Source organism: Mesorhizobium sp. M0139 (assembly GCF_040322455.1).
Classification (GTDB): Bacteria; Pseudomonadota; Alphaproteobacteria; order Rhizobiales; family Rhizobiaceae; genus Mesorhizobium.
Window position 1 is genome coordinate 280,510 of sequence record NZ_JAMYTN010000006.1, and the last position, 25,532, is coordinate 306,041.

General features: G+C 62.7%; 27 protein-coding genes. 17 read left to right on the plus strand and 10 right to left on the minus strand.

Translation table 11 applies throughout. The features are described from left to right. Nucleotides 1-197 precede the first annotated feature (197 nt). Nucleotides 198-1,100 (minus strand): LysR substrate-binding domain-containing protein, encoded by a 903-nt coding sequence (locus tag NKJ58_RS12895; RefSeq protein WP_023682936.1) that lies wholly within the window; start codon nucleotides 1,098-1,100, stop codon nucleotides 198-200. A gap of 89 nt (nucleotides 1,101-1,189) precedes the next feature. Between NKJ58_RS12895 and NKJ58_RS12900 the strand changes: the two genes are divergently transcribed. From NKJ58_RS12900 to NKJ58_RS12915, 4 genes are all read left to right on the plus strand, one after another. Continuing rightward, nucleotides 1,190-2,740: a trimethylamine methyltransferase family protein gene (locus tag NKJ58_RS12900; protein WP_352853232.1), complete on the plus strand. Its 1,551-nt coding sequence runs from the start codon at nucleotides 1,190-1,192 to the stop codon at nucleotides 2,738-2,740. Nucleotides 2,741-2,801: 61 nt separating this feature from the next. Then, complete coding sequence (locus NKJ58_RS12905; protein WP_023682934.1) at nucleotides 2,802-4,451, plus strand: ABC transporter substrate-binding protein; 1,650 nt, start codon at nucleotides 2,802-2,804, stop codon at nucleotides 4,449-4,451. Nucleotides 4,452-4,545: 94 nt separating this feature from the next. Then, entirely contained in the window at nucleotides 4,546-5,025 is a 480-nt protein-coding gene (locus NKJ58_RS12910; protein ID WP_023682933.1) for a DUF3828 domain-containing protein, read from the plus strand. A gap of 4 nt (nucleotides 5,026-5,029) precedes the next feature. Beyond that, a complete protein-coding gene (locus NKJ58_RS12915) occupies nucleotides 5,030-5,641 on the plus strand; it encodes a hypothetical protein (RefSeq protein ID WP_023682932.1) in 612 nt (203 codons plus the stop codon). Between the two features lie 218 nt (nucleotides 5,642-5,859). Here NKJ58_RS12915 and queF read toward each other — a convergent pair whose 3' ends face one another. Continuing rightward, the gene (gene queF, locus NKJ58_RS12920) at nucleotides 5,860-6,321 is read right to left on the minus strand and encodes a preQ(1) synthase (RefSeq protein WP_023682931.1); all 462 of its coding nucleotides are present in this window, start codon (nucleotides 6,319-6,321) and stop codon (nucleotides 5,860-5,862) included. Nucleotides 6,322-6,461: 140 nt separating this feature from the next. Between queF and NKJ58_RS12925 the strand changes: the two genes are divergently transcribed. Next, the gene (locus tag NKJ58_RS12925) at nucleotides 6,462-8,507 is read left to right on the plus strand and encodes an oxidoreductase (protein ID WP_023682930.1); all 2,046 of its coding nucleotides are present in this window, start codon (nucleotides 6,462-6,464) and stop codon (nucleotides 8,505-8,507) included. A 220-nt stretch (nucleotides 8,508-8,727) separates the two neighbouring features. On the opposite strand, the gene NKJ58_RS12930 is transcribed toward NKJ58_RS12925, so the two are convergent. Further along, complete coding sequence (locus NKJ58_RS12930; RefSeq protein WP_023682929.1) at nucleotides 8,728-9,135, minus strand: hypothetical protein; 408 nt, start codon at nucleotides 9,133-9,135, stop codon at nucleotides 8,728-8,730. Nucleotides 9,136-9,327: 192 nt separating this feature from the next. Here NKJ58_RS12930 and NKJ58_RS12935 point away from each other — a divergent pair, with 192 nt between their 5' ends. After that, nucleotides 9,328-9,732, plus strand: a complete 405-nt coding sequence (locus NKJ58_RS12935; RefSeq protein WP_023672921.1) for a MarR family winged helix-turn-helix transcriptional regulator — start codon at nucleotides 9,328-9,330, stop codon at nucleotides 9,730-9,732. Nucleotides 9,733-9,753: 21 nt separating this feature from the next. Here NKJ58_RS12935 and NKJ58_RS12940 read toward each other — a convergent pair whose 3' ends face one another. Then, nucleotides 9,754-11,820: a putative bifunctional diguanylate cyclase/phosphodiesterase gene (locus NKJ58_RS12940; protein ID WP_023682927.1), complete on the minus strand. Its 2,067-nt coding sequence runs from the start codon at nucleotides 11,818-11,820 to the stop codon at nucleotides 9,754-9,756. A 310-nt stretch (nucleotides 11,821-12,130) separates the two neighbouring features. Here NKJ58_RS12940 and NKJ58_RS12945 point away from each other — a divergent pair, with 310 nt between their 5' ends. From NKJ58_RS12945 to NKJ58_RS12955, 3 genes are all read left to right on the plus strand, one after another. Further along, a complete protein-coding gene (locus NKJ58_RS12945) occupies nucleotides 12,131-13,318 on the plus strand; it encodes a glycine C-acetyltransferase (protein ID WP_352519328.1) in 1,188 nt (395 codons plus the stop codon). A gap of 166 nt (nucleotides 13,319-13,484) precedes the next feature. Beyond that, nucleotides 13,485-14,519, plus strand: a complete 1,035-nt coding sequence (gene tdh / locus NKJ58_RS12950) for an L-threonine 3-dehydrogenase (protein ID WP_023672918.1) — start codon at nucleotides 13,485-13,487, stop codon at nucleotides 14,517-14,519. An 18-nt stretch (nucleotides 14,520-14,537) separates the two neighbouring features. Next, nucleotides 14,538-15,161 carry a DUF4304 domain-containing protein gene (locus NKJ58_RS12955; RefSeq protein ID WP_352519327.1) on the plus strand — a complete coding sequence of 208 codons (624 nt, stop codon included), beginning with the start codon at nucleotides 14,538-14,540 and terminating at the stop codon, nucleotides 15,159-15,161. 31 nt (nucleotides 15,162-15,192) lie between these two features. Here the strand turns inward: NKJ58_RS12955 and NKJ58_RS12960 are convergent, their stop codons facing one another. Beyond that, nucleotides 15,193-15,630: a MarR family winged helix-turn-helix transcriptional regulator gene (locus tag NKJ58_RS12960; RefSeq protein ID WP_352519333.1), complete on the minus strand. Its 438-nt coding sequence runs from the start codon at nucleotides 15,628-15,630 to the stop codon at nucleotides 15,193-15,195. A gap of 122 nt (nucleotides 15,631-15,752) precedes the next feature. Here NKJ58_RS12960 and hmgA point away from each other — a divergent pair, with 122 nt between their 5' ends. From hmgA to NKJ58_RS12990, 6 genes are read left to right on the plus strand one after another with little or no spacing between them, the layout of a single operon-like run. Beyond that, nucleotides 15,753-17,066, plus strand: a complete 1,314-nt coding sequence (gene hmgA, locus NKJ58_RS12965; protein WP_023689622.1) for a homogentisate 1,2-dioxygenase — start codon at nucleotides 15,753-15,755, stop codon at nucleotides 17,064-17,066. Between the two features lie 10 nt (nucleotides 17,067-17,076). Beyond that, on the plus strand, nucleotides 17,077-17,940 hold the full coding sequence (locus NKJ58_RS12970) for an MBL fold metallo-hydrolase (RefSeq protein ID WP_352519326.1): 864 nt from the start codon (nucleotides 17,077-17,079) through the stop codon (nucleotides 17,938-17,940). After that, the gene (locus tag NKJ58_RS12975) at nucleotides 17,937-18,281 is read left to right on the plus strand and encodes a DUF7660 family protein (RefSeq protein WP_023713593.1); all 345 of its coding nucleotides are present in this window, start codon (nucleotides 17,937-17,939) and stop codon (nucleotides 18,279-18,281) included. Before NKJ58_RS12970 ends, NKJ58_RS12975 begins: the two co-directional genes overlap by 4 nt. Before the next feature lie 15 nt (nucleotides 18,282-18,296). Beyond that, nucleotides 18,297-19,310, plus strand: a complete 1,014-nt coding sequence (locus NKJ58_RS12980) for a fumarylacetoacetate hydrolase family protein (protein ID WP_352519325.1) — start codon at nucleotides 18,297-18,299, stop codon at nucleotides 19,308-19,310. A gap of 14 nt (nucleotides 19,311-19,324) precedes the next feature. Beyond that, nucleotides 19,325-19,621, plus strand: coding sequence for a hypothetical protein (locus NKJ58_RS12985; RefSeq protein WP_352519324.1), 297 nt, complete (start codon nucleotides 19,325-19,327; stop codon nucleotides 19,619-19,621). Beyond that, nucleotides 19,618-20,154: a DinB family protein gene (locus NKJ58_RS12990; protein WP_352519323.1), complete on the plus strand. Its 537-nt coding sequence runs from the start codon at nucleotides 19,618-19,620 to the stop codon at nucleotides 20,152-20,154. The genes NKJ58_RS12985 and NKJ58_RS12990 overlap by 4 nt, the downstream gene beginning before the upstream one ends. Before the next feature lie 3 nt (nucleotides 20,155-20,157). On the opposite strand, the gene NKJ58_RS12995 is transcribed toward NKJ58_RS12990, so the two are convergent. Both NKJ58_RS12995 and hppD read right to left on the minus strand, forming a co-directional pair. Then, entirely contained in the window at nucleotides 20,158-20,382 is a 225-nt protein-coding gene (locus NKJ58_RS12995; protein ID WP_023702307.1) for a type II toxin-antitoxin system Phd/YefM family antitoxin, read from the minus strand. Nucleotides 20,383-20,447: 65 nt separating this feature from the next. Beyond that, nucleotides 20,448-21,563 (minus strand): 4-hydroxyphenylpyruvate dioxygenase, encoded by a 1,116-nt coding sequence (gene hppD, locus NKJ58_RS13000; RefSeq protein WP_023694412.1) that lies wholly within the window; start codon nucleotides 21,561-21,563, stop codon nucleotides 20,448-20,450. 135 nt (nucleotides 21,564-21,698) lie between these two features. Here hppD and NKJ58_RS13005 point away from each other — a divergent pair, with 135 nt between their 5' ends. After that, nucleotides 21,699-22,166, plus strand: a complete 468-nt coding sequence (locus tag NKJ58_RS13005; protein WP_023689628.1) for an Lrp/AsnC family transcriptional regulator — start codon at nucleotides 21,699-21,701, stop codon at nucleotides 22,164-22,166. Nucleotides 22,167-22,385: 219 nt separating this feature from the next. On the opposite strand, the gene NKJ58_RS13010 is transcribed toward NKJ58_RS13005, so the two are convergent. After that, the gene (locus NKJ58_RS13010; RefSeq protein ID WP_023672907.1) at nucleotides 22,386-22,724 is read right to left on the minus strand and encodes a protein tyrosine phosphatase family protein; all 339 of its coding nucleotides are present in this window, start codon (nucleotides 22,722-22,724) and stop codon (nucleotides 22,386-22,388) included. A gap of 206 nt (nucleotides 22,725-22,930) precedes the next feature. Between NKJ58_RS13010 and NKJ58_RS13015 the strand changes: the two genes are divergently transcribed. Then, nucleotides 22,931-23,275, plus strand: coding sequence for a RidA family protein (locus tag NKJ58_RS13015; RefSeq protein WP_023672906.1), 345 nt, complete (start codon nucleotides 22,931-22,933; stop codon nucleotides 23,273-23,275). Between the two features lie 122 nt (nucleotides 23,276-23,397). Here NKJ58_RS13015 and hutC read toward each other — a convergent pair whose 3' ends face one another. Both hutC and NKJ58_RS13025 read right to left on the minus strand, forming a co-directional pair. Then, entirely contained in the window at nucleotides 23,398-24,138 is a 741-nt protein-coding gene (hutC, locus tag NKJ58_RS13020) for a histidine utilization transcriptional repressor HutC (RefSeq protein WP_352519322.1), read from the minus strand. Beyond that, nucleotides 24,135-25,487 (minus strand): formimidoylglutamate deiminase, encoded by a 1,353-nt coding sequence (locus tag NKJ58_RS13025; RefSeq protein WP_352853233.1) that lies wholly within the window; start codon nucleotides 25,485-25,487, stop codon nucleotides 24,135-24,137. The genes hutC and NKJ58_RS13025 overlap by 4 nt, the downstream gene beginning before the upstream one ends. Nucleotides 25,488-25,532: the final 45 nt, after the last annotated feature.

Genomic DNA, 25,532 nt, shown 5'->3' on the forward strand with positions numbered 1-25,532 from the left:
GCACCCCCCTCTGGCCTGCCGGCCATCTCCCCCGCAAGGAGGGAGATCAGATGTCACGACGGCTTTCGCCAATCTTCAATGCCTGAAGGGTGACGCGACGTATGAACTGCCAATCTCCCCCCTTGCGGGGGAGATGTCCGGCAGGACAGAGGGGGGTGTGAAGGAACTCCGCGATAGTGACTACGCTGCAACCGATTTCAAGCCTGCGCCGCCAGCCAGTCCCTGACTTTCCGCGCATTCTCGCTCAGCTCACGGTTCTTAGGCCAAACCACGTAGAACGCCTTGCCGGTTCTCAGCACATGGTCGGTCACCGGCACTAGCAGCCCCGAAGCCAGGAGCCGTTCGGCCAGATGCCGCCAGCCGAGCGCGATGCCCTGGCCCTCCATGACGCCCTGGATCACGAGGCCGTAATCGTTGATGCGCAGGCCGCGCGCGGTGTTGTCGAGGCTGCCGCCCGCCGACTGGAACCATTCGTCCCAGCTAGCCGCCTCGCGGTAGGGCTCCTCGAGGTGGATCAGGCGATGCGTCGCCAACTCCGCGACGCTCCTTGGCATGCCGAATTTCGCGAGATAGCTGGCGCCTACGACTGGAAAAATCTCCTCGTCGGCCAGCGGCAGCGAATGATAGTCGGCCCAGTCGCGCGGCTCGCCGCCGCGCACGGCGAGCGGGATGCCCTCGGCGATGATGTCGAGATCGCGGTCGGCGGTCTGGATGCGCAAGTCGATGCCCGGCAGTTCGTCGCGGAACTGCTGCAGCCGCGGCATCATCCAGAACGAGCCGAAGGCGGTCGACGCCGCCAGCGTGACATGACCGCCGGTCGCCTGCAGGCGCAGATCCTCCGCCGATTTGCGGATATGCGACAGGCCGAGTGAGACGTCGGCATGGAAGCGTTCGCCCGCTTCTGTCAGGACGACCTGGCGGTGGCGGCGCTGGAACAGCTGCGCGCCAAGCTGTTCCTCCAACCCGCGCACCGCATAGGAGACGGCGGCCTGCGTCATGCCAAGCTCGCGCCCGGCAGCGGTGAAGCTCGACAGCCGGCCCGCCGCCTCGAAGACGATCAGGCTGCCGGCCGAGGGCAGGAGGTGGCGCAGGCTTCGCATAAGCTGAGCTTATACAAGAGATCAGGATTTTCCAGCATCACATCCATATTTCCTCTCGCTAACTTGGTTGGACGGAATGAGGAGGCTCCATGAACGCACCGGCCACTGAACTGACCGAGCAAACCCACCGCCGCGGCGGCGGTCGCCTCGGACGCAAGGCGCTGAGGAGCGCCCCCGTCACCTCGTTCCCAACGCTGGTCCGCGAGATCCCCACCTACCAGATGGTCCCGGACGAGGCGGTGGAACTGATCCAACAGGAGTCACTCGCCATCCTCGAAGAGGTCGGTTGCGAGTTCCGCGACGACGAGGCGATCGCCATGTGGAAGGCGGCGGGCGCCGACGTGTCCGAGACACGCGTCCGCATCGACCGCGGCCTGCTGATGGAACTGGTCGCGAAGGTTCCGTCCGAATTCACCCTCAATGCGCGCAATCCCGAGCGCACCGTGCGCGTCGGCGGCAAGAACTCCATCTTCGCGCCGATGTATGGCGCGCCTTACGTGCGCGACCTCGACAACAACCGGCGTTATGGCACGCTTGAAGACCTCAACAATTTTCACAAGCTCGCCTACATGGCCCCGGCGCTGCATTCGTCGAGTTCGATCATCTGCGAGCCGATGGAGATCGCGGTGCCGAAACGGCATCTCCACATCATCCATTCGGCGCTGAAGCATTCCGACAAGCCGTTCATGGGCATCGTTACTTCCAAAGACCGCGCCGAAGACACGATGGCGATGGCGGGCATCGTCTTTGGCGAAGATTTCGTTCGCGACAATCCGGTGCTGGTGTCGATTACCAACTGCAACTCGCCGCTGGTGTGGGACGCCACCATGCTGGACGCGATGAAGGTCTATGCCCGCAGCAATCAGCCGCTGATCCTGGCGCCCTTTGCGCTGTGCGGCGCATCGACTTCGGCCTCGGCCGTCGGCGCGGTGGCGCAGGTCAATGCCGAAGCATTGGCCGGGGTCGCTTTCACCCAACTGCTGCGCCCGGGTTCGCCCCAGATCTACGGCCAGTTCATGGTGACGGTCGACATGAAGACCGGCGCGCCGATGGGCGGCACGCCGGAGGCTGCGCAGATGATGTATCTGATGGGCGCGTTGGCGCGGAAATACAAACTGCCCTGGCGAACCTCCGGCTTCCATGTCGGCTCCAAGCTCAACGACGCCCAGGCCGGCTATGAATCCAACATGCTGATGCATGCCGCCATCCTCGCCGGCGCCAATTATATTTGGCACTCCGCCGGCTGGTTGGAGGCCGGGCTGACCTGCGGCTATTCGAAATTCGCCACCGACTGCGAGCAGCTTGTCGGCTGGTACAAATATGCCGGCGGCCTGTCGTTCGACGACTTCAAGGAGGCCATGGCGGCGATCCGCGAAGTCGGGCCGCAGGGCCATTTCCTCGGCACCCAGCACACGCTCGATCACTACGAGTCGGCATTCTTCATGCCCACCATCATGGATTTCAACTCCTACGAACAATGGAAGGCTGGAGGGGCGAAGGACCACGACACGCGCGGCCGCGAGAAAGCCAGCAACATGCTGGCCGACTATGAAGAGCCGAAACTCGATGAGGGCATTGCCGAGGGCCTCAGGGACTTTATCGCGCAGCGCGAGGAGAGGCTGCCCGACAGCGTTAGCTAAGAGAACGACGAATGAGTTGATAACGGGCGAAGACCCGATGGGAACCGCAAGGGAGAAAGACATGACACTTTTCAAAAGCAATGGCGATCGCGTGCCAACGGCCATCGAGGCGATGGCGCAAGAGACGCGTGCTGGCCGTATGGACCGGCGCGAGTTTCTTGCATTGGCAAGTGCGTTCGGCGCATCGACGGCGCTGGCCTACGGCATGATCGGCCTTGCCGCGCCGGGACAGGCTTTTGCCGAGGAGCCGAAGAAGGGCGGCACGCTGCACATATCGATGTCGGTCAAGGCCCAAAAAGATCCGCGCACCTATGACTGGGTGGAACTCGCCAACATCTCGCGCTGCTGGCTGGAGCCGCTGGTCCGCTACACCAGGGAATTCACCTTCGAGCCAGTGCTGCTCGAAAGCTGGGACATCAATGACGACGCCACTGAATACACGTTGCATGTGCGCAAGGGCATCACCTGGAACAATGGCGATGCCTTCAACGCCGATGACGTGGTCTTCAATGTTACCCGCTGGTGCGAGAAGAAGGTCGCCGGCAACTCCATGGCCGCTCGCGTCGGCGGGCTGATCGACGAAAAGTCGGGCAAGGCCAGGGAAGGCGCGATCGCCAAGGTCGACGACAATACGGTCAAGCTGACGCTCAGCGCGCCCGACATTTCGCTGATTCCGAACCTCACCGATTATCCCGCGCTCGTCGTCCACCGCAATTTCGACGCCGAAGGCGCCGACCCGGTCAAGAAGCCGATCGGCACGGGCCCGTTCGAACTGGTCTCCTACGATGTCGGCCAGAAGGCGGTGGTCAAGCGTCGTGAAAACGGCAAGTGGTGGGGTGGTGAAGCGCCGCTCGACAGCGTCGAGTTCATCGACTACGGCACCGACTTCAACGCTTCGATCAACGCCTTCGAATCCGGCGAGATAGACCTCAATTTCGAGACTCCGGCCGACTTCATCGACATCCTGGATAAGATGGGGCTGGAGAAGTCCGAGGTTGCGACGGCAACCACGCTGGTTGCCCGCACGAACGTTACCCACAAGCCCTATGACGACCAGCGGGTGCGCAACGCGCTGCAGATGGCGGTCGACAACAATGCGGTGCTGGAACTCGGCTATGCCGGGCGAGGGACGGTCGGTGAAAACCACCATGTCAGCCCTATCCATCCTGAATATTTCGCGCTGCCCAAGAAGACGCGCGACGCGGCCGGCGCCAAGAAACTGATGGCCGACGCTGGGCAGGCCGATTTCGAGCACGAGCTGATCACCGTCGAGGACGATTGGCAGAAGAACACCGGCGACGCGATTGCCGGCCAACTGCGCGACGCCGGCATCAAGGTCAAGCGCACGGTGCTGCCGGGCTCGACCTTCTGGAACGACTGGACGAAATATCCCTATTCGATGACCATCTGGTACATGCGCCCGCTTGGCGTCCAGGTCCTGGCGCTTGGTTATCGCACCGGCGAGGCCTGGAATGAATCGGCCTATTCCAACCCGGACTTCGACGCCAAGCTGAAGCAGGCGCTGTCGCTGATCGATGTGGAGAAGCGGCGTGAGGTGATGAAGGATGTCGAGCAGATCCTGCAGGATTCCGGCGTCATCATTCAACCCTTCTGGCAGAAGCTCTACAGCCACATGAACAAGAAGGTGAAAAACTACGGCGTCCACCAGACCTTCGAGATGGACCTGCAGAACGTCTGGCTGGATGGCTGAGATGGTGTAAGCCGGGGCTTCATGAGCCGCAAAAAAGCCGATATGCAGGATGTCTGGTATTGCCGCCTTGCCGCCAAACGTCCGGAGATCCCGCATGAAACCGATAGTGCTTGCCGCTGCCTTTTCGATTGCCTTGCCAGCGACGGTGCTGGCCGGGCCGGCTTCCAACGCCGTGAAGTTCTTTTATGTGCCCGAGGTGAAATTCGAGGGAGATGCAAAGTACCGCGACCGCTTCACCGAGCCGGTGACCAAGCTGTTCGATCTCAACGACCAGGCAACGAAGAACAAGCCCGACGAAGTCGCCTGCCTCGACTTCGATCCCGGCCTCGACGCCCAGGATTTCGACCAGAAGTCGATTGCCAAGACATTGAAGCTGGCCGAGACCGTCAATGGCGATACGGCCGAAGTCACCGCCACCTTCAGCCTTTTTGCGGAAGGCGATGATTCCAAACGCGAAATGCTGTGGTCGCTGAAGGAAATCGACGGCAAATGGAAGGTCGCCGACATCACCTCCAAGACCAGCAACTGGACGCTAAGCGCGCTGGAATGCATGCCCGACAAAGCGCCGGAGTGATCCCGTGCTCCGCCGTCTTGCCTTGGCGCTGTCGCCCATGTGCGTGCTGTCGGTGGGTATGAGCGCAGCCGCAGCACAAGGCCTGTTGGGCCCGCCGCCAGCCAATGCGCCGGCCGTGACGGCACCGGCCGGCGCAGCACCGCCCGCAAATCCACCCGGGACAGCGGTGGAACCGGCGACACCGCCGGTTGGGTGGCCGCCGGCCGACGCCCCACCGGCCGCACCCATTCTGCCGGGATCCCCGACGGCGGTGGTGCGGCCATTTTACGATCAGGTGGGACTGGAGATCGATCCCGCGCAGCGCAGCCACTTCATCGACCCGGCAAAAACCGTTCTCGACAAGAGCGACGCGTTGCGCACATCCGGGCAGGGAGAATGTCTCGACCCCAACATGGCGCTCGACAATGCCGACTATGACAAGACCGAGATCGATAAGAGCCTGAAGACACTCGAAGCGATCAATGGCGACCAGGCCAAGGTCATTGTCGCCTTCGTCGTCGCCGGCAACCCGCATCGCCTTGAATGGAAATTCAGGAAAGTCGACGGCGACTGGAAGATATCCGATCTGCTTTCGGTGACCGGTGAATGGGCGCTCAGCCAGTATCAGTGCGAATAATGTTGATTGAGGGTCAGCGCCTGCGATCCTTCGCGCCCCCCTCTGTCCTGCCGGACATCTCCCCCACACGGGGGGAGATCAGCAGTTCCAGCGTCTCGCCCGCTCCGCATCATTTGAGATTAGCTAAAGCCTATGTGGCGGCCAATCTCCCCCGTGTGCGGGAGATGTCCGGCAGGACAGAGGGGGGCGCTGTCCCGCTAAAGTTCCGCAAAATAGCTTCAGCCCCTTCCGCGATAGGGGGCAACGCCGGTGTCGGGCAACCAGGCGCCTTCGGGCGGAGCGCCGGTCTGCCAGAAGACATCGATCGGAATGCCGCCGCGCGGATACCAATAGCCGCCTATGCGCAACCACAGCGGCTTCGTTGCCGCCACAATGCGGCGGCCGATCATCACCGTGCAGTCTTCATGGAAAGCGCCATGGTTGCGAAACGAGGTCATGAACAGTTTGAGCGACTTCGATTCCACGAGCGTGGCATCGGGTGCGTAGTCGATGACGATATGAGCGAAATCCGGCTGTCCGGTTACCGGGCAGAGCGAGGTGAATTCCGGGCAGGTGAAGCGCACGATCGCCGGCGGTCCGTCGCCGCGCTGGAACGGCACGGTCTCCAGGACCGCGGTCTCCGGGCTCTGTGGCGTCTCGACGTGGGCGCCGAGCTGGGTGAGGGTTTTGGTATCGATCATCGCGGTTTTCCTGGGGATTTTCCGCGCTCATTAGCACCGGACCGAAAAGTGTGCAGCGATTTTCGAATAAATTCGATGCTTAAGACAAGAACTGGAGCAGCACGCGCTGCTCCGACACAAATTGGAATGGCAGGAAGATGATGACCAGCAACGACCCGCTTCTCCAGCCTTACCAGCTCAAACACCTGACGCTGAAGAACAGGGTGATGTCGACCAGCCACGAGCCGGCCTATTCCGAGGACGGCATGCCGAAACAGCGCTACCGGCTCTACCACGCCGAAAAGGCCAAGGGCGGCATGGCGCTGACCATGACGGCGGGCTCGGCGATCGTCTCGCGCGACAGCCCGGCCGCCTTTGGCAATCTGCATGTCTATGACGACCGCATCGTGCCGTGGCTGGCCGAACTGGCGGACGCCTGCCACGAGCATGACTGCAAGGTGATGATCCAGATCACCCATCTTGGTCGCCGCACCGGCTGGAACAAGGCCGACTGGCTGCCGGTGCTGTCGGCTTCGCCGGTGCGTGAGCCGGCGCACCGCGCGTTCCCCAAAACCATCGAGGACTGGGACATCGAGCGCATCGTCGCCGACTATGCGTCGGCTGCGCAGCGCTGCCAGGCGGCCGGCCTCGACGGCATCGAGTTCGAATCCTACGGCCATCTGATGGACGGCTTCTGGTCGCCGGCCACAAACCATCGCGACGACGAGTTCGGCGGTTCGCTCGACAACCGGCTGCGCTTCACCGACATGGTGCTGGATGCCGTGCGAGCGGCCGTCGGTGAGAAGTTCATCGTCGGCATCCGCATGGTCGCCGATGAGGACTTTGACAAAGGCCTGTCGAAGGCCGAGGGCGTCGAGATCGCGAGACGGCTCGCCAATTCTGGCAAGGTCGATTTCCTGAACATCATCCGCGGCTCGATCGAAAGCGACGCGGCGCTCACCAAGGTTATCCCGGTGACCGGCATGCGCTCTTCGCCGCATCTCGATTTCGCCGGCGAGGTGAGGGCGGCAACAAAATTCCCGACCTTCCATGCGGCGCGGATTTCCGATGTCGCCACGGCGCGCCACGCCATCGCGACCGGCAAGCTCGATATGGTCGGCATGACCCGCGCCCATATCGCCGACCCGCACATCATCAAGAAGGTCATGGAAGGTCGCGAGCACGAGATCCGGCCTTGCGTCGGCGCCACCTATTGCCTCGATCGTATCTATGAAGGCGGCGAGGCGCTGTGCGTCCACAATGCCGCGACCGGCCGCGAGGCCGAGATTCCGCATATCATCCTGAAGACCGTAGGGCCCAGGCGGAACGTCGTCGTCGTTGGCGCTGGCGCTGGCGGGCTCGAGGCAGCTCGCGTGATGGCCGAACGCGGCCATCATGTCACGGTGCTTGAAGCCTCCGGTCAGGCCGGCGGCCAGGTTCGGCTGGCGACGCAGAACCCGCGCCGCAAGGAGTTGATCGGCATCATCGACTGGCGGCTGGCCGAACTCGACCGGCTCGGCGTCGGGATCCGCTACGACACCTGGGCCGAGCGGGACGAAGTGCTGGCGCTGTCGCCCGACGTGGTGGTGATCGCCACCGGCGGCCTGCCACAGAACCCGCCGCTGACATCAGGCGACAATCTCGTCACGTCGAGTTGGGACATCATGGCCGGCAGCATCAAGCCGGCGGAGAACGTGCTGCTCTTCGACGACAATGGTGGCCACCAGGGCATGGGCGCGGCGGAGCTGATCGCCAATGCAGGGTCAAAACTGGAGCTGGTTTCGCCGGAGCGCTTCTTCGCCCCCGAAATGGGCGGCATGAACCACGTGCCCTATATGCGCGTATTCCAGGAGAAGGGCGTCACCATCACCATCAACACCAGGCTGCGCTCGGTACGGCGCGAGGGCAACCAACTGGTCGCCGAACTCGCCTCCGACTTTGCCGATGGCTGGCGTGGCGAAAGGCGGGTCGACCAGGTGGTGGTCGAGCACGGCACGGCGCCGCTCGACGATCTCTATCTCCAGCTGAAACCGCTGTCGAAGAATGGTGGCGCGGTCGATTACGAGCGGCTGGTCGGCGGCGGCGATATTTTTCCTTCACGCAACCCCGAAGGCGGCTTCGTGCTGTTGCGCATCGGCGATGCGGTCGCCTCGCGCAACATCCACGCCGCCATCTATGATGGCATCAGGTTCGGCTTGCGGGTTTGAGCCTACAAGCCGGCCTACGGCTTGTTCCAAAGCTCGATCTCACCCTTCCGGCGGGCGCATCTCGATCGATCAAAGTGATGGGTGGCGCGCAGCCAAACCTCTGTGCGGAGAGCCACCTTGCACATCCGTCCGAACTGCGCGCCGCGGACGCCACCAGCCGAGAGCCAGGCGACGCACGATGCGGAATGGTCTTCAACCGGGAGGCGACGTGCGGCAGGGCTCAAATCATCCTGGCGGTCGCCATGCAAAGCACGGTGAGCACCAGCAGCCAGGCGGCGATGCGCTCGCCGCGGGCCATTTTGGTGCGCAGCGCCGCTTCCGTTGCGACGTCCGCGCCGGCAAGCTGCCGGCTGGTCTTGCGGACGACGACGCTGAGAACGCCGGCAGCGGCGAAGGCGGCCAGGATGCCTAGCGCCAGCACCATTTCCATCGAGCCGAAATAGGCGCCGTGGAAGAAATACCAGAGCAGGGCGCCGGTCACGAACACCATACCGGCCGAGCCCATTTGCGGTCCAATAAAGCGCTCCGCCCTGATCTCGGGGTCGCGGGCAAGCGTGATAGTGGTGCCGGCCCAGAACACACCGGCCATGACGTGAAGGCCGATAACGACGATGTAGACATATTGCATGACCGCTTCCTCCTTGCCCGCCGCCCGTCCTCGGATTCCTGTCGAATGCGGGATAATACGAACTCGGTAGATCGACACGCATGATAGTTAGCTATCAAATGGTTCGATGTCAATGTATAATGCCGCGTTCCATCGGCCGGCGCCTTGTTCTACTGTCGGCGCATGACTCCCTTTGACCGTCCGCCAATCGGCATGAATCTCGCGCGCACCTCCAAGCTGGTGGCGCAGGCCTTTGACGCCGCTTTGGTCGAGGCCGGCGGCACGCTGCCGGTGTGGCTGACCTTGCTTTCGGTCAAGTCGAGCGAGCTTGCCAACCAGCGCGAACTTGCCGGCATGATCGGCATCCAGGGCGCCACGCTCACCCACCATCTCAACGCCATGGAGGCGCAAGGCTTGCTGACGCGCCGCCGCGATCCGGACAACCGCCGGGTTCATCTGGTCGAGCTGACGCAGGCGGGCGAAACGATGTTCCTGAAGCTGCGGGCGGCGGCTCTCATCTTCGACAAGCGGCTGCGCGCGGGATTGCCGGACGACAGGCTGGCGGAGTTCGCCGAGGTGCTGGCGGCATTGCGGGCGAATGTCGCGCCGGCCAAATGACCGGCACCGGTGGGCAATAGTCTAGGCTAAATTGCCCTGAAGCACCTTCAGCTTGGCTTTCTTCGGGCTGCGCGCCAGCAGCCATTCGCGCGCTTTGTCCTGCGGCATCGGGAAGGCGATGGAATAGCCCTGCACCTGATCGCAGCCGATCGCCATCAGCGAATCGAGCTCGGCTTCGGTTTCCGCGCCCTCGGCGACGATCGAAATGCCGAGACCGCGCGCCAGCTCGGTGATGGCGCGCACGATCTTGGTGTTGTCGCCATTCTCGTTGATGTTCTGGACGAAGCGGCGGTCGATCTTCAGCCGGTCGATCTCGTTGGGATTGACATGGCTGAGCGAGGCGTAGCCGGTGCCGAAATCGTCGAGCTCAAGATGGACGCCGGCAGCGCGGATGTGGCGCAGCTTCGCCGCGATGCCCGTCTTCTCGTCGTCGAGAATGACGGATTCGACGATTTCCAGCGACAGTTTCTGCGGAGCAAGGCCCGCCTTTTCCAGCGTCGCGAACAGGAAGCGGTCGAAGTCGGGTTCGCGCAGCTCGGTGCCGGACACGTTGACGGCAAGCCGGCCGAAGGCAATGCCGGCGCGATCCCATTCGGCTGCTTGCTCGATTGCCTTGGTAAAGACGATGCGGCCGATCTCGGGCATGAAGCCGCATTTTTCGGCGACCGGAATGAACTCGCCCGGCGCAATCATGCCGCGCTCGGCATGCTTCCAGCGCACCAGCGCCTCGATGCCGCTGATGGCGCCGTTGCTCAGCGACACCTGCGGCTGGAAATAGACCTGGAAGGCGTTCTCCGAAATCGCGACCTTGATGTCGTGCTCGAGCTGCTTGCGGTAGTCTAGCTCGCGCCTGAGTTCCTCGGAGAAGAACGAGAAGCTGCCGCCGCCGAGCTTCTTGGCGGAATAGAGCGCGAGGTCGGCGTGGACGAGGAGATCCTCGGCATTGTCGGCGTCGATCGGATAGACGGCAATGCCGGCGCTGGCCCCTGGAAGGATGGTCGTGCCCTGGAAGGTAATCGGCTCGTTGATCTCCTCCAGGATGCGCCGGGCCAGCATGTTGATGTCCTCGGGGCCGCCGGCGCCATTGAGGATCATCACGAATTCGTCGCCGCCAAGGCGAGCGCACAGATCCGACGCACGGCAGGAATCGCGCATGCGCTGCGCGGTGACGACCAGAACATAGTCGCCGGCGGCGTGGCCGAGCGTGTCGTTGATCTGCTTGAACCGGTCGAGGTCGAGCTGGATCACCGCCAGCCTCTCACGCCGGCGATGCGCGCCCTTGATCAGCGTTTCGAAGTGATCGGTCAGGAAGGTGCGGTTGTGCAGGCCGGTCAGCCCGTCATGTACGGCGATGAAGGCCATCGAGTTGCGGGCATCGACAAGCTCATGGGTCTTGCGCAGGATCGCCTTCGACATCGGCCGGAAGATGAAAAGCGCCACCAGCACGATGACGCCGATGGTGGCGTAGAACAAGGTGCGATGGAGATCGAGGAGCTTTTCCGACCGCTCGTCTGCGAATGCGGCGATGCGTTGGCCGAGCGCGGCATAACCCGACAGCGTCGCATTGGCGACGGAAGCATCGAGATTGACGCGCTCGCCGCCGCCCTTGTAGGCGGCATTGCCGGAGAGCTGGGATTCGAAGGACGAGATCAGCCTTTCGCCATTGGCGACCAGCCCGACCGAGAAATAGTCGAGGTGGAACGGCTTGCCGTAAAGGACGCTCTCGATCGACTTTGGGTCGGACAATGCCGGCGACAGCGGGTCGGCTCCCGTCTGTTTGAGGAGCAGGTCGTAGTTCGCCTCGAACTCGGCGGTCGCCTGTTTCAGCGCGGCAACCAGGGCCGGCTGCTTGTCACGCGCGGCGGAGCCGGTTGCGCTGGTCAAAAAGACGATGCGCTGCGACAGCGCCTTCTGGGTGCTGACGATGTCGAGCAGAGTATGGTTGTGCTGTTGCGCCGCCATCATCTGCTGCAGCAGGATGAAGGAGGCCATCACCATGGCGGCGATGATCAGCAGCGCCAGCCAGTAGCCGCTCTTGATCAACAGGATGAGTTTGCCCGAGACGGTTTGCGCCGGCTGCTGCGACATATTCTAGGTGACCCCTCGGTCGAACTGATTCTGCCACCGATTCGTGGCGAGAAGACCATTGGCTTGAAAGGGTTAACAGGTCTGGAAGCCGGCGGAACTGTTGCTTCGGCAGTAAACGAAAGCTGCCGAGATGGTTATCATGTTCTTTCGCGGCATGGCCGTATTCGCGTGCCTGCTACTCCAGCATGCGGGCCATGCGATCGGGTCGCGCCAGGGTTGAGCCCGCCGTGCCACCGAAACGGTCGCTTTTGCGATGGATTTTTAGTGCGCGTAGCGCGACAGTCGCGCCAATCTCAACAGGACCTGATCCATGAGCGCGGCATTCCTCTCCCATATCGACAACGAACTGCAAGGGCTGAAATCCGCCGGGCTCTACAAATCCGAGCGGGTGATCACCTCGACCCAGTCGGCTGAGATCGAAGTCGGCGGCGACAAGGTGCTGAATTTCTGCGCCAACAACTATCTCGGCCTCGCCGACAGCTCAGAATTGCGCGATGCAGCCAAAGGCGCGCTGGACCGCTACGGTTACGGCATGGCCTCGGTGCGCTTCATCTGCGGCACGCAGGAAGAGCACAAGCAGCTTGAATCAACGATTTCATCATTCCTCGGCATGGACGACACCATCCTCTACGGCTCCTGCTTCGACGCCAATGGCGGCCTGTTCGAGACACTGCTCGGCGAGGAGGATGCGATCATTTCCGATGCGCTGAACCATGCCTCGATCATCGACGGTGTGCGGCTGTCGAAGGCCAAGCGTTTCCGCTACGCCAACAACGACATGGCCGATCTCGAAGCCCGGCTGAAGGAGGCGAAAGACTGCCGCTTCCGCCTGATCGCCACCGACGGTGTGTTCTCCATGGATGGCATCATCGCCAATCTTAAAGGCGTCTGCGACCTCGCGGAAAAATACGACGCCATGGTCATGGTCGACGACAGCCATGCCGTCGGCTTCGTCGGCAAAAACGGCCGCGGCTCGGCCGAACATTGCGGCGTCGAGGGCAGGGTGGACATCATCACCGGCACGCTCGGCAAGGCGCTGGGCGGCGCCTCGGGCGGCTACACCTCGGGCAAAGGTCAGGTGGTCGACTGGCTGCGCCAGCGCTCGCGGCCCTATCTCTTCTCCAACACGCTGATGCCGGCGATCGCCGGCGCCTCGATCAAGGTGTTCGAGCTGATCCGAAATGGCGACGCCCTGCGCCAGCGCCTCTATGCCAATGCGGCGCGCTTCCGGTCCGAGATGGGCAAACTCGGCTTCACGTTGGCCGGCGCCGATCACCCGATCATCCCGGTGATGCTGGGCGATGCGAGCCTGGCGCAGGAAATGGCGGCGCGCATGCTGAAGCGCGGCATCTATGTCATCGGCTTTTCGTTCCCGGTGGTGCCGAAAGGCCAGGCGCGCATCCGCACCCAGATGTCGGCGGCGCATTCCACCGCCGACATCGACCGCGCCGTGGCAGCATTCGCGGCGGTCGGCAAGGAACTGGGCGTGATTGGCTGAGAGTTTTACCCTCCCCCTTTGTAAGGGTCGACTTTCGACCGCTTGCGAAGCAAGCGGGCGGGAGGCGGGGTGGGGGTCTGCAGGGTCACGACCTCCGCCAGTTTTTGACCCCCACCCGGCCCTTCGGGCCACCCTCCCCACAAGGGGGAGGGTAAGGAGTTGTAGCATGTCGAACATGATGAAGGCGCTGGTGAAGGCCAAGGCTGAACCGGGCATCTGGATGGAAGAGGTGCCGGTGCCGGAGATCGGCCCTAACGACGTGCTGATCAAGGTCAAGAAGACGGCGATCTGCGGCACCGACGTCCACATCTACAATTGGGACCAGTGGGCGCAGAAGACCGTGCCGGTGCCGATGGTGACCGGCCATGAATTCGTCGGCACGGTGGCCGATTTCGGCGCTGCGGTCACCGAATACAAGGTCGGCCAGCGTGTCTCCGGCGAAGGTCACATCGTCTGCGGCCATTGCCGCAATTGCCGCGCCGGCAGGGGGCATCTCTGCCGTAACACGCTCGGCGTCGGCGTCAACCGCCCCGGCGCCTTCGGCGAATATCTGGCGATCCCGCAGCACAATGTCGTGCCGATCCCCGACGATGTGCCCGACGAGATCGCCGCGATCTTCGATCCCCTGGGCAATGCCGTCCACACCGCTCTGTCCTTCGACCTGGTCGGTGAAGACGTTCTGGTCACCGGCGCCGGGCCGATCGGCATCATGGGCGCGCTCGTTGCCCAATGTGTGGGGGCGCGAAAAGTCGTCATCACCGACATCAACCCGGTGCGGCTGGCGCTGGCCAAAAAGCTCGGCGTCCAGCATGTCGTCGATGCCTCGAAGGAAAAACTGCGCGACGTTATGCCGGCGCTGGGCATGACCGAGGGTTTTGACGTCGGCCTCGAAATGTCGGGCGCCGCGCCCGCCTTTCGCGACATGATCGACACCATGAACAATGGCGGCAAGATCGCCATTCTGGGCATCGCGCCGACCGGCTTCGAAATCGACTGGAACAAGGTCATCTTCAAGATGCTGCACTTGAAGGGCATCTACGGCCGCGAAATGTTCGAGACCTGGTACAAGATGATCGCCCTGGTGCAGGGGCCGCTGGATGTGTCGGGTCTGATTACGCACCGCATTGGGATCGACGATTTCCAGACGGGGTTTGACGCGATGCGGAGCGGCAGTTCGGGCAAGGTGGTGATGGATTGGTGAGGCACGTGTGGGTGCAAGATGGCGGACAATGAGCACGGTCGTATCATTGCCTCGCAGGCAAAGCTCGTACTGAAGCCGGCCGGATTTCGACGCAAAGGGCAGTCCCGAATCTGGATCGCCGATCGCGGCTTCTGGCTAAGTGTAGTCGAGTTCCAGCCCAGTTCCTGGTCCAAGGGCACTTACCTTAACGTAGCAGTCCACTGGCTCTGGGGTTCGCTTCCGGAAACGATTACCTTCGATCGCGTTGAGCGCATTGGACAGTTCGTTCCGTTCGAGAGCCCGCCACAGTTTCTTCTCGCGGTTGATCAAATGGCCAAGAAGGTCGTCGAAATCGATCAGGTTCACCGATCGATGTTCCCTTCCGTCCAAACGACAGCGAAAATCCTCGTGAGTGAATTGCAGCCGGGCGCCTACGGCGAGTGGGCGGCCTTCCACGCCGGGGTGGCGGCTGGTTTGGCCGGTGATTTTGAAACGGCAAGGCGACTGTTTGAAAGCGCTCAAAGACACGCGGCTTCGCAAGCGCAGGCGCTTCTAGCCTACATTGATGATCCGGCGGCATTTCGAAGCCGTGTCAGAGGCTTCATTGAAGCCGAACGCGCCTATTACGGTCTAGGGGCGTTGCCTGCCGCATTCGCGATCTGATTTCAGCGACGGTCGAACTTATGGGAAGATCTCAACCCAAGGTGAGTTTTGCCTCCAGCGCCGCCACCCCATTCACAATCGCCGCCCGCTCTTCCGTACCAAGCCTCTCCAGCAACTCCCGTTCAAACGCCCTCGCCAGCGGCACCATCTCTTGATAGGCGGTCAGCCCGGCCTTGGTCAGCGTCAGATGCTCCACGCGGCGATCGTTCTCGTCCGGCGTGCGGATCAGCCAGCGCCGCCGCTCAAGCTCGGCCACCGCGCGCGACACCTTGGTCTTGTGCATGGCCGACTGTTCGCCAAGCGCTGTCGCCGTCATGGTGCCGCGCTGTCCGAGCCCTGACAGGGTGCGCCATTCCGGCCGCGTCAGGCCGTGGCGGTCGCGGTAGATTTTTGAAAATTCGCGGCTGACGGCGTCGGCCAGCCGGTAGAGCCGATAGGGCAGGAAGCTTTCGAGTTCGAGGATTTCCATCTGCACCATGGATGCGGCATTCGCCCGTTGATAGTTACATTTTCGATGGTTACAAATGAAACCAGTTTGGTCAACATCGCCGGCAAGCAGCGCTTCGCGGGGCCGGGATCAGGGAGGATCGGATGACCTTTTCCTACATGCCGGGCTTCGGCAACGACTTCGAAACCGAGACGCTGCCCGGCTCGCTGCCGCAGGGGCGGAACTCGCCGCAACGGCCGGCTTACGGGCTCTATGCCGAACAGCTATCGGGCTCGCCCTTCACCGCGCCGCGCGGCACCAATGAGCGTTCCTGGCTCTACCGCATCCGGCCGAGCGTAAAACACACCGGCCGCTTCAAGGCAGCGAGCTATCCCTTGTGGAAGACAGCACCCAATGTCGGCGACCACGAACTGGCGCTCGGGCAGTATCGCTGGAACCCGGTGCCGATGCCGAAGGAGCCGACCGATTTCATTCAAGGGATGCGCACCATCACCACCGCCGGCGACGTGCTGGGCCAAAGCGGCATGGCGGCGCATGTCTATGTCGCCAACCGCTCGATGGTCGACGACCATTTCTTCAACGCCGACGGCGAGTTGCTGATTGTCCCCCAGGTCGGCGCCTTGCGCTTTGTCACCGAGATGGGCGTCATCGAGCTTCGGCCCGGCGAGATCGCCGTGCTGCCGCGCGGTCTGGTGTTCAAGGTCGAGCTCGCCGACAAGGAAGTGCGCGGCTATGTCTGCGAGAATTACGGCGCCAAGCTGACGCTGCCCGACCGCGGCCCGATCGGCGCCAACTGCCTGGCCAACCCACGCGACTTCAAGACGCCCAGCGCCTGGTTCGAGGAGAAGGAGACGCCGTGCCGGCTGACGGTGAAATGGTGCGGCAATTTCAACGTCACCGAGATCGGCCATTCGCCGCTCGACGTCGTCGCCTGGCACGGCAACTATGCGCCCTACAAATATGATCTGGCGACGTTTTCGCCGGTCGGCGCCATCCTGTTCGACCATCCCGATCCGTCGATCTTCACCGTGCTGACGGCGCCGAGCGGCGAGGAGGGCACCGCCAATATCGACTTCGTCATCTTCCCGCCGCGCTGGCTGGTGGCGGAAGACACGTTCCGGCCGCCCTGGTACCACCGCAACATCATGAGCGAGTTCATGGGCCTGATCCATGGCCAGTACGACGCCAAGGAAGAAGGCTTCGTGCCCGGCGGCATCAGCCTGCACAATCTGATGCTGGCCCACGGCCCCGACGCACCTGGCTTCGAAAAGGCCTCGCGCTCCGAGCTGAAACCGGTCAAGCTCGACAACACGATGGCCTTCATGTTCGAGACCCGATTCCCGCAAATGCTGACCCGCTACGGCGCCGAGCTTGAAACAAGGCAGGACAATTACATTGACTGCTGGACCGACCTGAAGAAGCGCTTCAACGGCACGCCGGAGGGCGACTGGTCTTGAGATCAGCTCGATGAGCGACCGGCTGGTGCTTCTCGGCTCGAAAGGCGGCCCGGCGTTGCGGTCGGGCGGGCCGTGGCCGAGTTCGTCGCTGCTGGAGCTTGGCGGGCGGACCATCGTCGTCGATTGCGGGCTGGGTGTCACGCGTGGCCTGGTCGATGCCGGCGTCAGCCTGAAGGCGCTCGACCTGATCTTCGTCACCCATCTGCATTCCGATCATGTGCTGGAACTGGGGGCGCTGCTCCACACCGCCTGGACCGCCGGTCTGGCCAGTCCGGTGACGTTGTTCGGACCGCCCGGCACCGGGCATTACTGGCGGCGCTTCTGCCAGGCGATGGAGTTCGACATCGAGATCCGAATCGTCGACGAAGGCAGGCCGGACATCCGCGAACTGGTTTCGATCGTTGAATTCGGCGAAGGCCAGGTTTTCGCACAACGCGGCCCGAAGGTCTCGGCACTGCGCGTCGACCATCCACCGGTAACCGACTGTTTCGCGCTGCGGTTCGAGCAAGGCGGTAAAAGCGTCGTCTTCTCATCCGACACCGCCTTCTTCCCGCCGCTCGCCGGCTTCGCCAAAAATGCCGACATCCTCGTCCATGAAGCCATGCTGGACGAGGGCATCGAGCGGCTGGTCGCCAGGACCGGCAACGGGGCGCGGCTGAAGGAGCATCTGCTCGCCAGCCACTCATTTGCCGAGGAAGCCGGCCGCATCGCCACCGATGCCGGGGTGAAGAGGCTGGTGCTCAACCACCTTATTCCGGCCGATGATCCCGAGATCGGCGGGGCCGACTGGGAGGTTGCTGTCAGGAAATCGTGGGTAGGTGACTTGACGATTGCCCGCGACGGCTTTGTTGTGGGGCTGGAGGCAAAGACGTGACGGATGAACAACACTGGGAGGATCTGCGGGCATCAGAGGCGCGGTCCTCGGAAAGCCTTCGATTGCTTCTCGACGATGTTCAGGATTTGCAGTCTTTCATCGGGTTCATCGACGGTCTGAGGCGAGATAGCGAGGATGCGGACCGCAAAGAAGCATTGAAACCGGCGGGACCCTATTCTTCAGGTTGGAATGGATGGGAAAACGGCTCGATCAGCGCCTTTCTCGAGCGGGCTGTCGCTTGGACTGAAGACAATCAGGGTGGCGATCCGGCATTCCTGGCTGATGAAAATCCTTGGAAGGCCGCTGCGAGAATTATCTACGCCGGCAAATATTACGAATAACCATTGGGAGGATGCATGAAGCTTGCCACATTGAAGGACGGGACGCGCGACGGAAAACTCGTCGTCGTCTCGCGCGACCTGACGCGCTTCACCGACGCCTCGTTCCTGGCGCGCACGCTGCAGGCCGCGCTCGACGACTGGCAACGGATTTCGCCGCATCTGGCGACCATCGCCGAATCGCTGGAGAACAATGCGGTGCCGTCGGCACGCTTCCATGAGCATGATGCCCATTCGCCGCTGCCACGCGCCTATCAATGGGCCGATGGTTCGGCCTACGTGAACCATGTCGAGCTGGTGCGCAAAGCCCGCGGCGCCGAGATGCCGGCAAGCTTCTGGACCGATCCGCTGATCTATCAGGGTGGCTCGGATTCCTTTATCGCGCCGCGCGAGCCGATCCGCGCGGCGGACGAAGCCTTCGGCATCGACATGGAGGCGGAGGTCGCCGTCGTCGTCGACGATGTGCCGATGGGCGCCAGCCTCGACCAGGCGCGCGCTGCGATCCGGCTGGTCATGCTGGTCAATGATGTGACGCTGCGCGCGCTCACCGGACCCGAACTCGCCAAGGGGTTTGGCTTCTTCCAGTCGAAGCCGTCCTCGGCTTTTTCGCCGGTGGCGGTGACGCCGGACGAACTCGGCGACGCCTGGGATGGCGGCAAGGTCAACCTGCCTCTGCTCGCCGACGTCAACGGCAAGCCGTTCGGCCGTGCCAATGCCGGCGTCGACATGACCTTCGACTTCCCGGCGCTGATTGCCCATGCCGCAAAGACACGGCCGCTGGTTGCCGGCACCGTCATCGGTTCCGGCACCGTCTCCAACAAGCTGGATGGCGGGCCGGGCAAACCGGTGGCGGCCGGCGGCGCCGGCTATTCCTGCATCGCTGAACTGCGCATGATCGAGACCATTGAGTCTGGCGAGCCCAAGACGCCGTTCCTGCGCTTTGGCGATACGGTGCGTATCGAGATGAAGAATAAAAGCGGAAACTCGATCTTCGGCGCCATCGAGCAGAAGGTCGAGAAGTCCCAGGCATAAGAGGGGGCAATGCAATGACGGGCGAGGCGTTCTACCTGCTGGCCGGCGTCTGGGCGCTGGCCATTCTGGTGGTCTTCATCCAGGCGATCCGGCTGAGCTACCGCATCGAGGCGCGCTCGCCTGATCTGACCAACCGCAGCGGCTACCCGCGCAAGGCGATGATGTTCCACACCATCACCAAGACCAATGTGGCGCGGGACGAGGAGACGCAGGCGATGCGGCGGCGCATGAACCGGCTGCTGCTGATCGTTGTCGCCGGCTTCGCGGTGATGGCGGCAGGCATTGGCCTGATCAGACGAATGAACGCGTGACCCTGCTCGAGCATTTCAGCCGCATGGCCGGCAACAATCTCTGGTCGAACGACCGGCTCTGTCGCGCCGTGCTGCAGCTAAAGCCCGGCGAATTCGAAGCCGAGCGCACAAGCTTCTTCCCGTCGATCAAGGCGACGCTCAACCACATCCTCGCGGTCGATCAACTCTATCTCGATTTTCTCGAAGAAGGCGGCGTCGGTGCGGCCGCTTATGACGACTACGTGCCGTTCGATGTGCCGCAGGCGCTGTTTGCCGCCCAGGTCGCAGCAGATCGACGCCTAATCGCCTTTTGCGAGAAGCTGTCGGAGGCGGATCTCGACCGTCAGGTCATCACGGACCGGCGCGAGGACGGCATGATCCCCGAAAAGATCGGCGACATTCTCGCCCATGTCTTCCTCCACGACATCCACCATCGCGGCCAGGTTCACGCGATGCTCTCGGGCAGCTCGGTCGCGCCGCCGCAGCTGGACGAGTTTTTGCTCGATTATGATTTGAAGGTGAGGAAGGAAGAGGTCGAGCGGCTGGGCCTCTGACCTTTATCTGGTGTACTCGTTCCATTCAGGGCCGAGTTTGTCGAAATCGTCAGAAATCCAAATCTTGCCCTTCAGGGCACCTATGCGCGACAACAAGTCTTCTCGAACTGGTGCCACGAGCCGCGCCGCGATCTTGCCGTGACGAGTGATGACTATCTCCTCGCCGGCTTCCGCGCGGCCGACGAGTTCCGATAGTTTGGCCTTTGCTTCGGTTATGGAGACGTTCACGGCTCGACCTCTTGTGATCGGAACTTAGATCAAAGCCGATCGAGCCGCAAACGAGCTTACGGTTTTCACGCCGCCTTGCCATCGACCTTGATCACGCCGCGCTTGATCTGGTCCTGCTCGATCGACTCGAACAGCGCGCGGAAATTGCCTTCGCCAAAACCTTCGTCGCCCTTCCTCTGGATGAATTCGAAGAAGATCGGGCCGATCACGGTTTTGGAGAATATCTGCAGCAGGATCTTGGTCATGCCGCCGTCGACCACGCCTTCGCCGTCGATCAGGATGCCGTGCTTCTTCATCCGCTCGATCGGCTCGTCATGCCCGTTCACCCTGTTGTACGACATGTCGTAGTAGGTCTCCGGCGGACCGGGCATGAACTTCAGCCCGTTGTCGGCAAGCTTGTCGGTGGCGGCGTAGATGTCGTCGGTGCCGACAGCGATATGCTGGATGCCTTCGCCATTGTACTTCTTCAGATACTCGGCGATCTGGCTGGTGTCGTCCTTGGACTCGTTCAGCGGGATACGGATCTTGCCGCAGGGCGAGGTGATGGCGCGGCTGACGAGGCCGGTGATCTTGCCGTCGATGTCGAAGAAATGGATCTGCTTGAAGCCGAACAATTCGCGATAAAAGTCCCACCATTTGTCCATCTGGCCGCGATAGACATTGTGGGTGAGGTGGTCGAGGAAATAGAAGCCGACGCCCTGGGGCCGCGGGTCGCGTTCGCCCAGCCACTCGAACTCGGCATCATAGGCCGAGCCCTTCTTGCCATAGGCTTCGATGAAATAGAGCAGTGAGCCGCCAATGCCGACAATGGCCGGCACGTCGAGCGCCTTGTCGTTGCCGTCGTAGGGCGTGGCGCCTTTCGATACCGCATGCTCGAACGCATGCTTTGCATCGACCACGCGCCAGGCCATCGAGGCGGCGCAGGGGCCGTGCTTGTCGACGAATTTCATCGCATGCGAACCCGGCTCGGCATTGACGACATAGTTGATGTCGCCCTGGCGCCAGACGGTGATGTCCTTCGTGCGGTGCTTGGCCACCGCGACATAGCCCATGCGGGTGAACAGCTCGGCGAGCTTCTGCGGCTCCGCATGGGCGAACTCGACGAACTCGAAACCGTCGGTGCCGGCGGGGTTTTCCTTGCTGATCTTGGCGGGCGGGGCGTCGTGCGGAAAGGGACCCATGGCATTGCTCCAAAACTGGCGGTGGCCGCAGCGGACCACGTGCAATCATAACGCGGAGCGGCTGCACGGTGCTTGCATTCAAACGCTTGAAATGATCAGATCGTGCGTGAATTGTGCACAAACGGGCCAAAGATCATGAATGAGACGCGCATCGATCAGTTCGACCGCAAGATAATGGCACTTCTGCAGGGCGATGCGCGGCTGACCAACAACGACCTGTCGGAGCGGGTGAACCTCTCCGCCTCCCAATGCTCGCGCCGCCGCCAGCGGTTGGAAGAGGACGGCTATATCAAGGGCTACCGGGCGGTGCTCGACCGCGACAAGCTCGGCTTCTCGCTGGTCAACGTCATCTCGGTGACGCTCGCCACCCACAACCGCGACAATGCGCGGCGCTTCGGCGAATTGCTGGCGCGGCTGCCGGAAGTGCAGGAGGCGCACGCGCTGACCGGTGAGATGGATTATATCTTGAAGGTGGTGACGCCCGATCTGAAATCATTGTCGGAATTCGTCAACGGTGTGCTCCTGCCGCACGACTCCGTGCAGCATGTGAAGACGGCGATCGTGTTGGAGACGCTGAAGGAGACCGGCGCGCTGCCGATCTAGTTTGAGAGAGTTTCAGTTGATACGTCGGCGGGACAGCACCCCTCTCTGGCCTGCCGGCCATCTCCCCCGCAAGGAGGAGATCAGCAGCTTTGTCCAGCGCTCATCCTGCAACGTCGGCGATTGGCGAAGAGCGAAGGCGACATCCGATCTCCCCCCTTGCGGGGGAGATGTCCGGCAGGACAGAGGGGGGTGTGAGGGATCGCCAGCGCCTCAGGATGCTCACCCCTTGGACTGCTGGATCAGCCCGTAGAGATTGGTGCAGCGCGCGCCGGAGCGGCAATAGGCAAACACCGGGCCTTCGAGCGCGTCGAGCGCTTCGGCCTGATCTTCGACATTCTCGGCTGTGATCTGGCCGCTGATCACCGGGATGTAACGGAAGGCCAGCCCCGCGGCTTCGACCGCCGCCTTGACGCTGTCGGCCGAAGGCTGGTCGGGCTGCTCGTCATCCGGCCGGTTGCAGATCACGCTCTTGAAACCGGCTTCCTTGATGGCGGCGGCATCTTCGGGCTGGATCTGGCCCGAGACCGAATAGTCCTCGCTGATTTCGCGATATTCCATGGCTCTCATCCTCCAATCTGGTTTGGCGCAAAGTCTTGCCACTCTCACACGAGGTCGGCAATCCGCGCCGGAAAGAAATCCCTCGGCGCAGATAGACATTTGCGGCCCAAGATCCAACCCAGGCTCAAGAGGTTTCGCGCTGTTGGCCTTGCCCGGAGGCGGCAGCGACTCTAAACAGGCGCACCGACAAACGAAGGAACCATCCCATGAGCATTCGTCGCATCGATGTTGGCCCGCGCATGAGCCAGATCGTCATCCACGGCAACACCGTCTATCTCGCCGGCCAGGTCGGAACGCCCGGCGCCAGCGTTGGCGAACAGACGAGGTCGATCCTCGCATCTATCGACGAACTGCTGGCCAAGGCCGGCACCGACAAGACCAAGATCCTGCAGGCGATCATCTGGCTGGCCGATATGGGCACCTTCGCCGAGATGAACAAGGAATGGGACAAGTGGGTCCCGCAAGGCAACACGCCCGCCCGCGCCACGGGTGAGGCCAAGCTTGCAGGGCCGGAATACACTGTCGAGATTATCGTTACGGCGGCGATTTAAAGTGCAGCCTTCTACCTCCCCCTTGTGGGGAGGTCGGACCGAAGGTCCGGGCGGGGGGCTGGCGCCGACCCCCACCCCGCTGCTTCGCAGCGACCCTCCCCACAAGGGGGAGGGTAAAGGAGCTACCCCTGCGAAGGCTTGAACCTCGCCACCAACGTGTGGCTCTCCGCGGCGTAGGTGAACCTCACCTGCGTCACCGGGTGCTCGGCGCTCCAGGTTCGGCGCTCGACCACCAGGCAGGGCGCGCCGGTTGCGACGTCGAGGGCTTCGGCAATATGCCTGTCGGCCGCGACCGCGCGGATACGGTGCTCGGCCTCGCTCCATGGCACGCGGCCGATCAGCCAAGGACCGGGGGCAATGTCGAGAAACTCCTCCTCGGCGGCTTCCGCGACGGCGGCCAGATTGATCAGCCGCTGTTCGTGCGCGAACGGCCGCTTGCCGGCAAAATGCCGGCATTCCAGCGCCAGCACCTGTCCAGCCGCTCCCAATTCCAGCAAGGCGCGATCCTCGGCGCTGCTGCGCCTTTTCTGCCGCGCCATGCGCTCATAGCGATAGGCCAGCCCAAGCGCTTCGACCTCGATCCTGATGTCGTGAATTTCCAGCACCGCGGCCTGCGACTGCGGCTGGCGGACAAAGCTGCCCGAACGGCGGCGGCGCTCTATCAGCCCGGCCTTGGCCAGTTGCGACAGCGCCTTGTTCACCGTCATGCGCGAGCAATTGTATTCGGCCGTCAACTCGTGCTCGAACGGGATGCGGTGACCCGGCGCCCAGGCGCCGGACATTATTTTCTCGCTGATGTCGGACAGGATGCGCTGGTGCAGCGAGCCGCCGCCTTCCGACGCCGCTGTCTCAATCATGCTCATGCCGAAAGCGCCGTCATCACCTGGCGAAAGCGCTCTGCAATCGGCTCGCGCCTGGAATGCCGGCCGCCGCTGACCTGCTTTTTCCCATGCACCCAGACGCAATCGACCTTGCCGCCATTGGCAAAGATCCAGGCGTCGAGGATCGCATCGCCACTTTTTCCGGCCAGCGAAGGATGGTTTTCGTCGAGGGAGACGAAATCAGCCGCGGCGCCGGCGGCGATCCGCGACGGGCCGGCGCCGAGTGCGGTGCTGCCGCCATCGAGGGCGGCGTCGAACAGAGCCCGCCCGGTCGAGCCGCCGGCCACCGCCAGCACATTGCGGGCGCGGTGTGCGAGGCGCTGCGAATATTCGAGCTGGCGCAATTCATCCGGCAGGCCGATCAGCACGTTGGAATCCGAGCCGACGCCGAAGCGGCCGCCATGTTCGATGAACAGAGGTGCTGAAAAGGTGCCGTCGCCGAGATTGGCCTCGGTGATCGGGCAAAGCCCGGCAATGGCGCCGCTTCTGGCCATGCCGGTTGTCTCAGCCTCGGTCATGTGGGTGGCGTGGATCAGGCACCAACGCTTGTCGATCCCGGCATTGGCGAGCAGCCATTCGACCGGTCGCGCACCCGACCACGCCAGGCAATCCTCGACCTCCTTCGCCTGCTCGGCGACGTGGATGTGGATCGGTCCGTCCGGCGCAATGGCGGCAACAGCGCTGAGTTCCTCCGGCGTCGCGGCGCGCAGGCTGTGCGGGGCGACGCCGACGACAGCCTGATTCAACGCACGAACCGATTCGCGGCTTTTCTCAAGCAAGCGTTCGAACCGATTCACATCGTTGATGAATCGCCGCTGGCCTTCGTTGGGCGCAGCGCCGCCGAAGGAGGAATGGGCATAAAACACCGGCAGCAGCGTCAGGCCGATCCCGGTTTCGCCGGCGGCCGCGGCAATACGTTCGGCCATCTCGGCAAGGTTGGCATAGGGTTTTCCGTCGCGATCGTGGTGGAGATAATGAAATTCGCCGACGCGCGAGAATCCGGCCTCCAGCATTTCGACATAAAGCTGGGCGGCGACCGCCTCGACCTGGTCCGGCGTCATCGACAGCGCGAAGCGGTACATCACCTCGCGCCAGCTCCAGAAGCTGTCGGCGGAGGGACCGCGCAGTTCGGCAAGCCCGGCCATGCCGCGCTGGAAGGCGTGGCTGTGCAGGTTCGGCATGCCCGGCACCAGAATGGCGTGGCGTTCGTCGTCAGCCTGTATCGACGTGCCGGCTTCGACTGCCGTGATGCGACCGTCGTTCAACAAAATCCGCACCTTGTCGTGCCAGCCATTGGGCAGCAGCGCCTGTTCCGCAAAGATCGCCGTCACGTTTTTCTCCGCATTCCCTGAACAATTGCACTTGCAGTGCTTTTC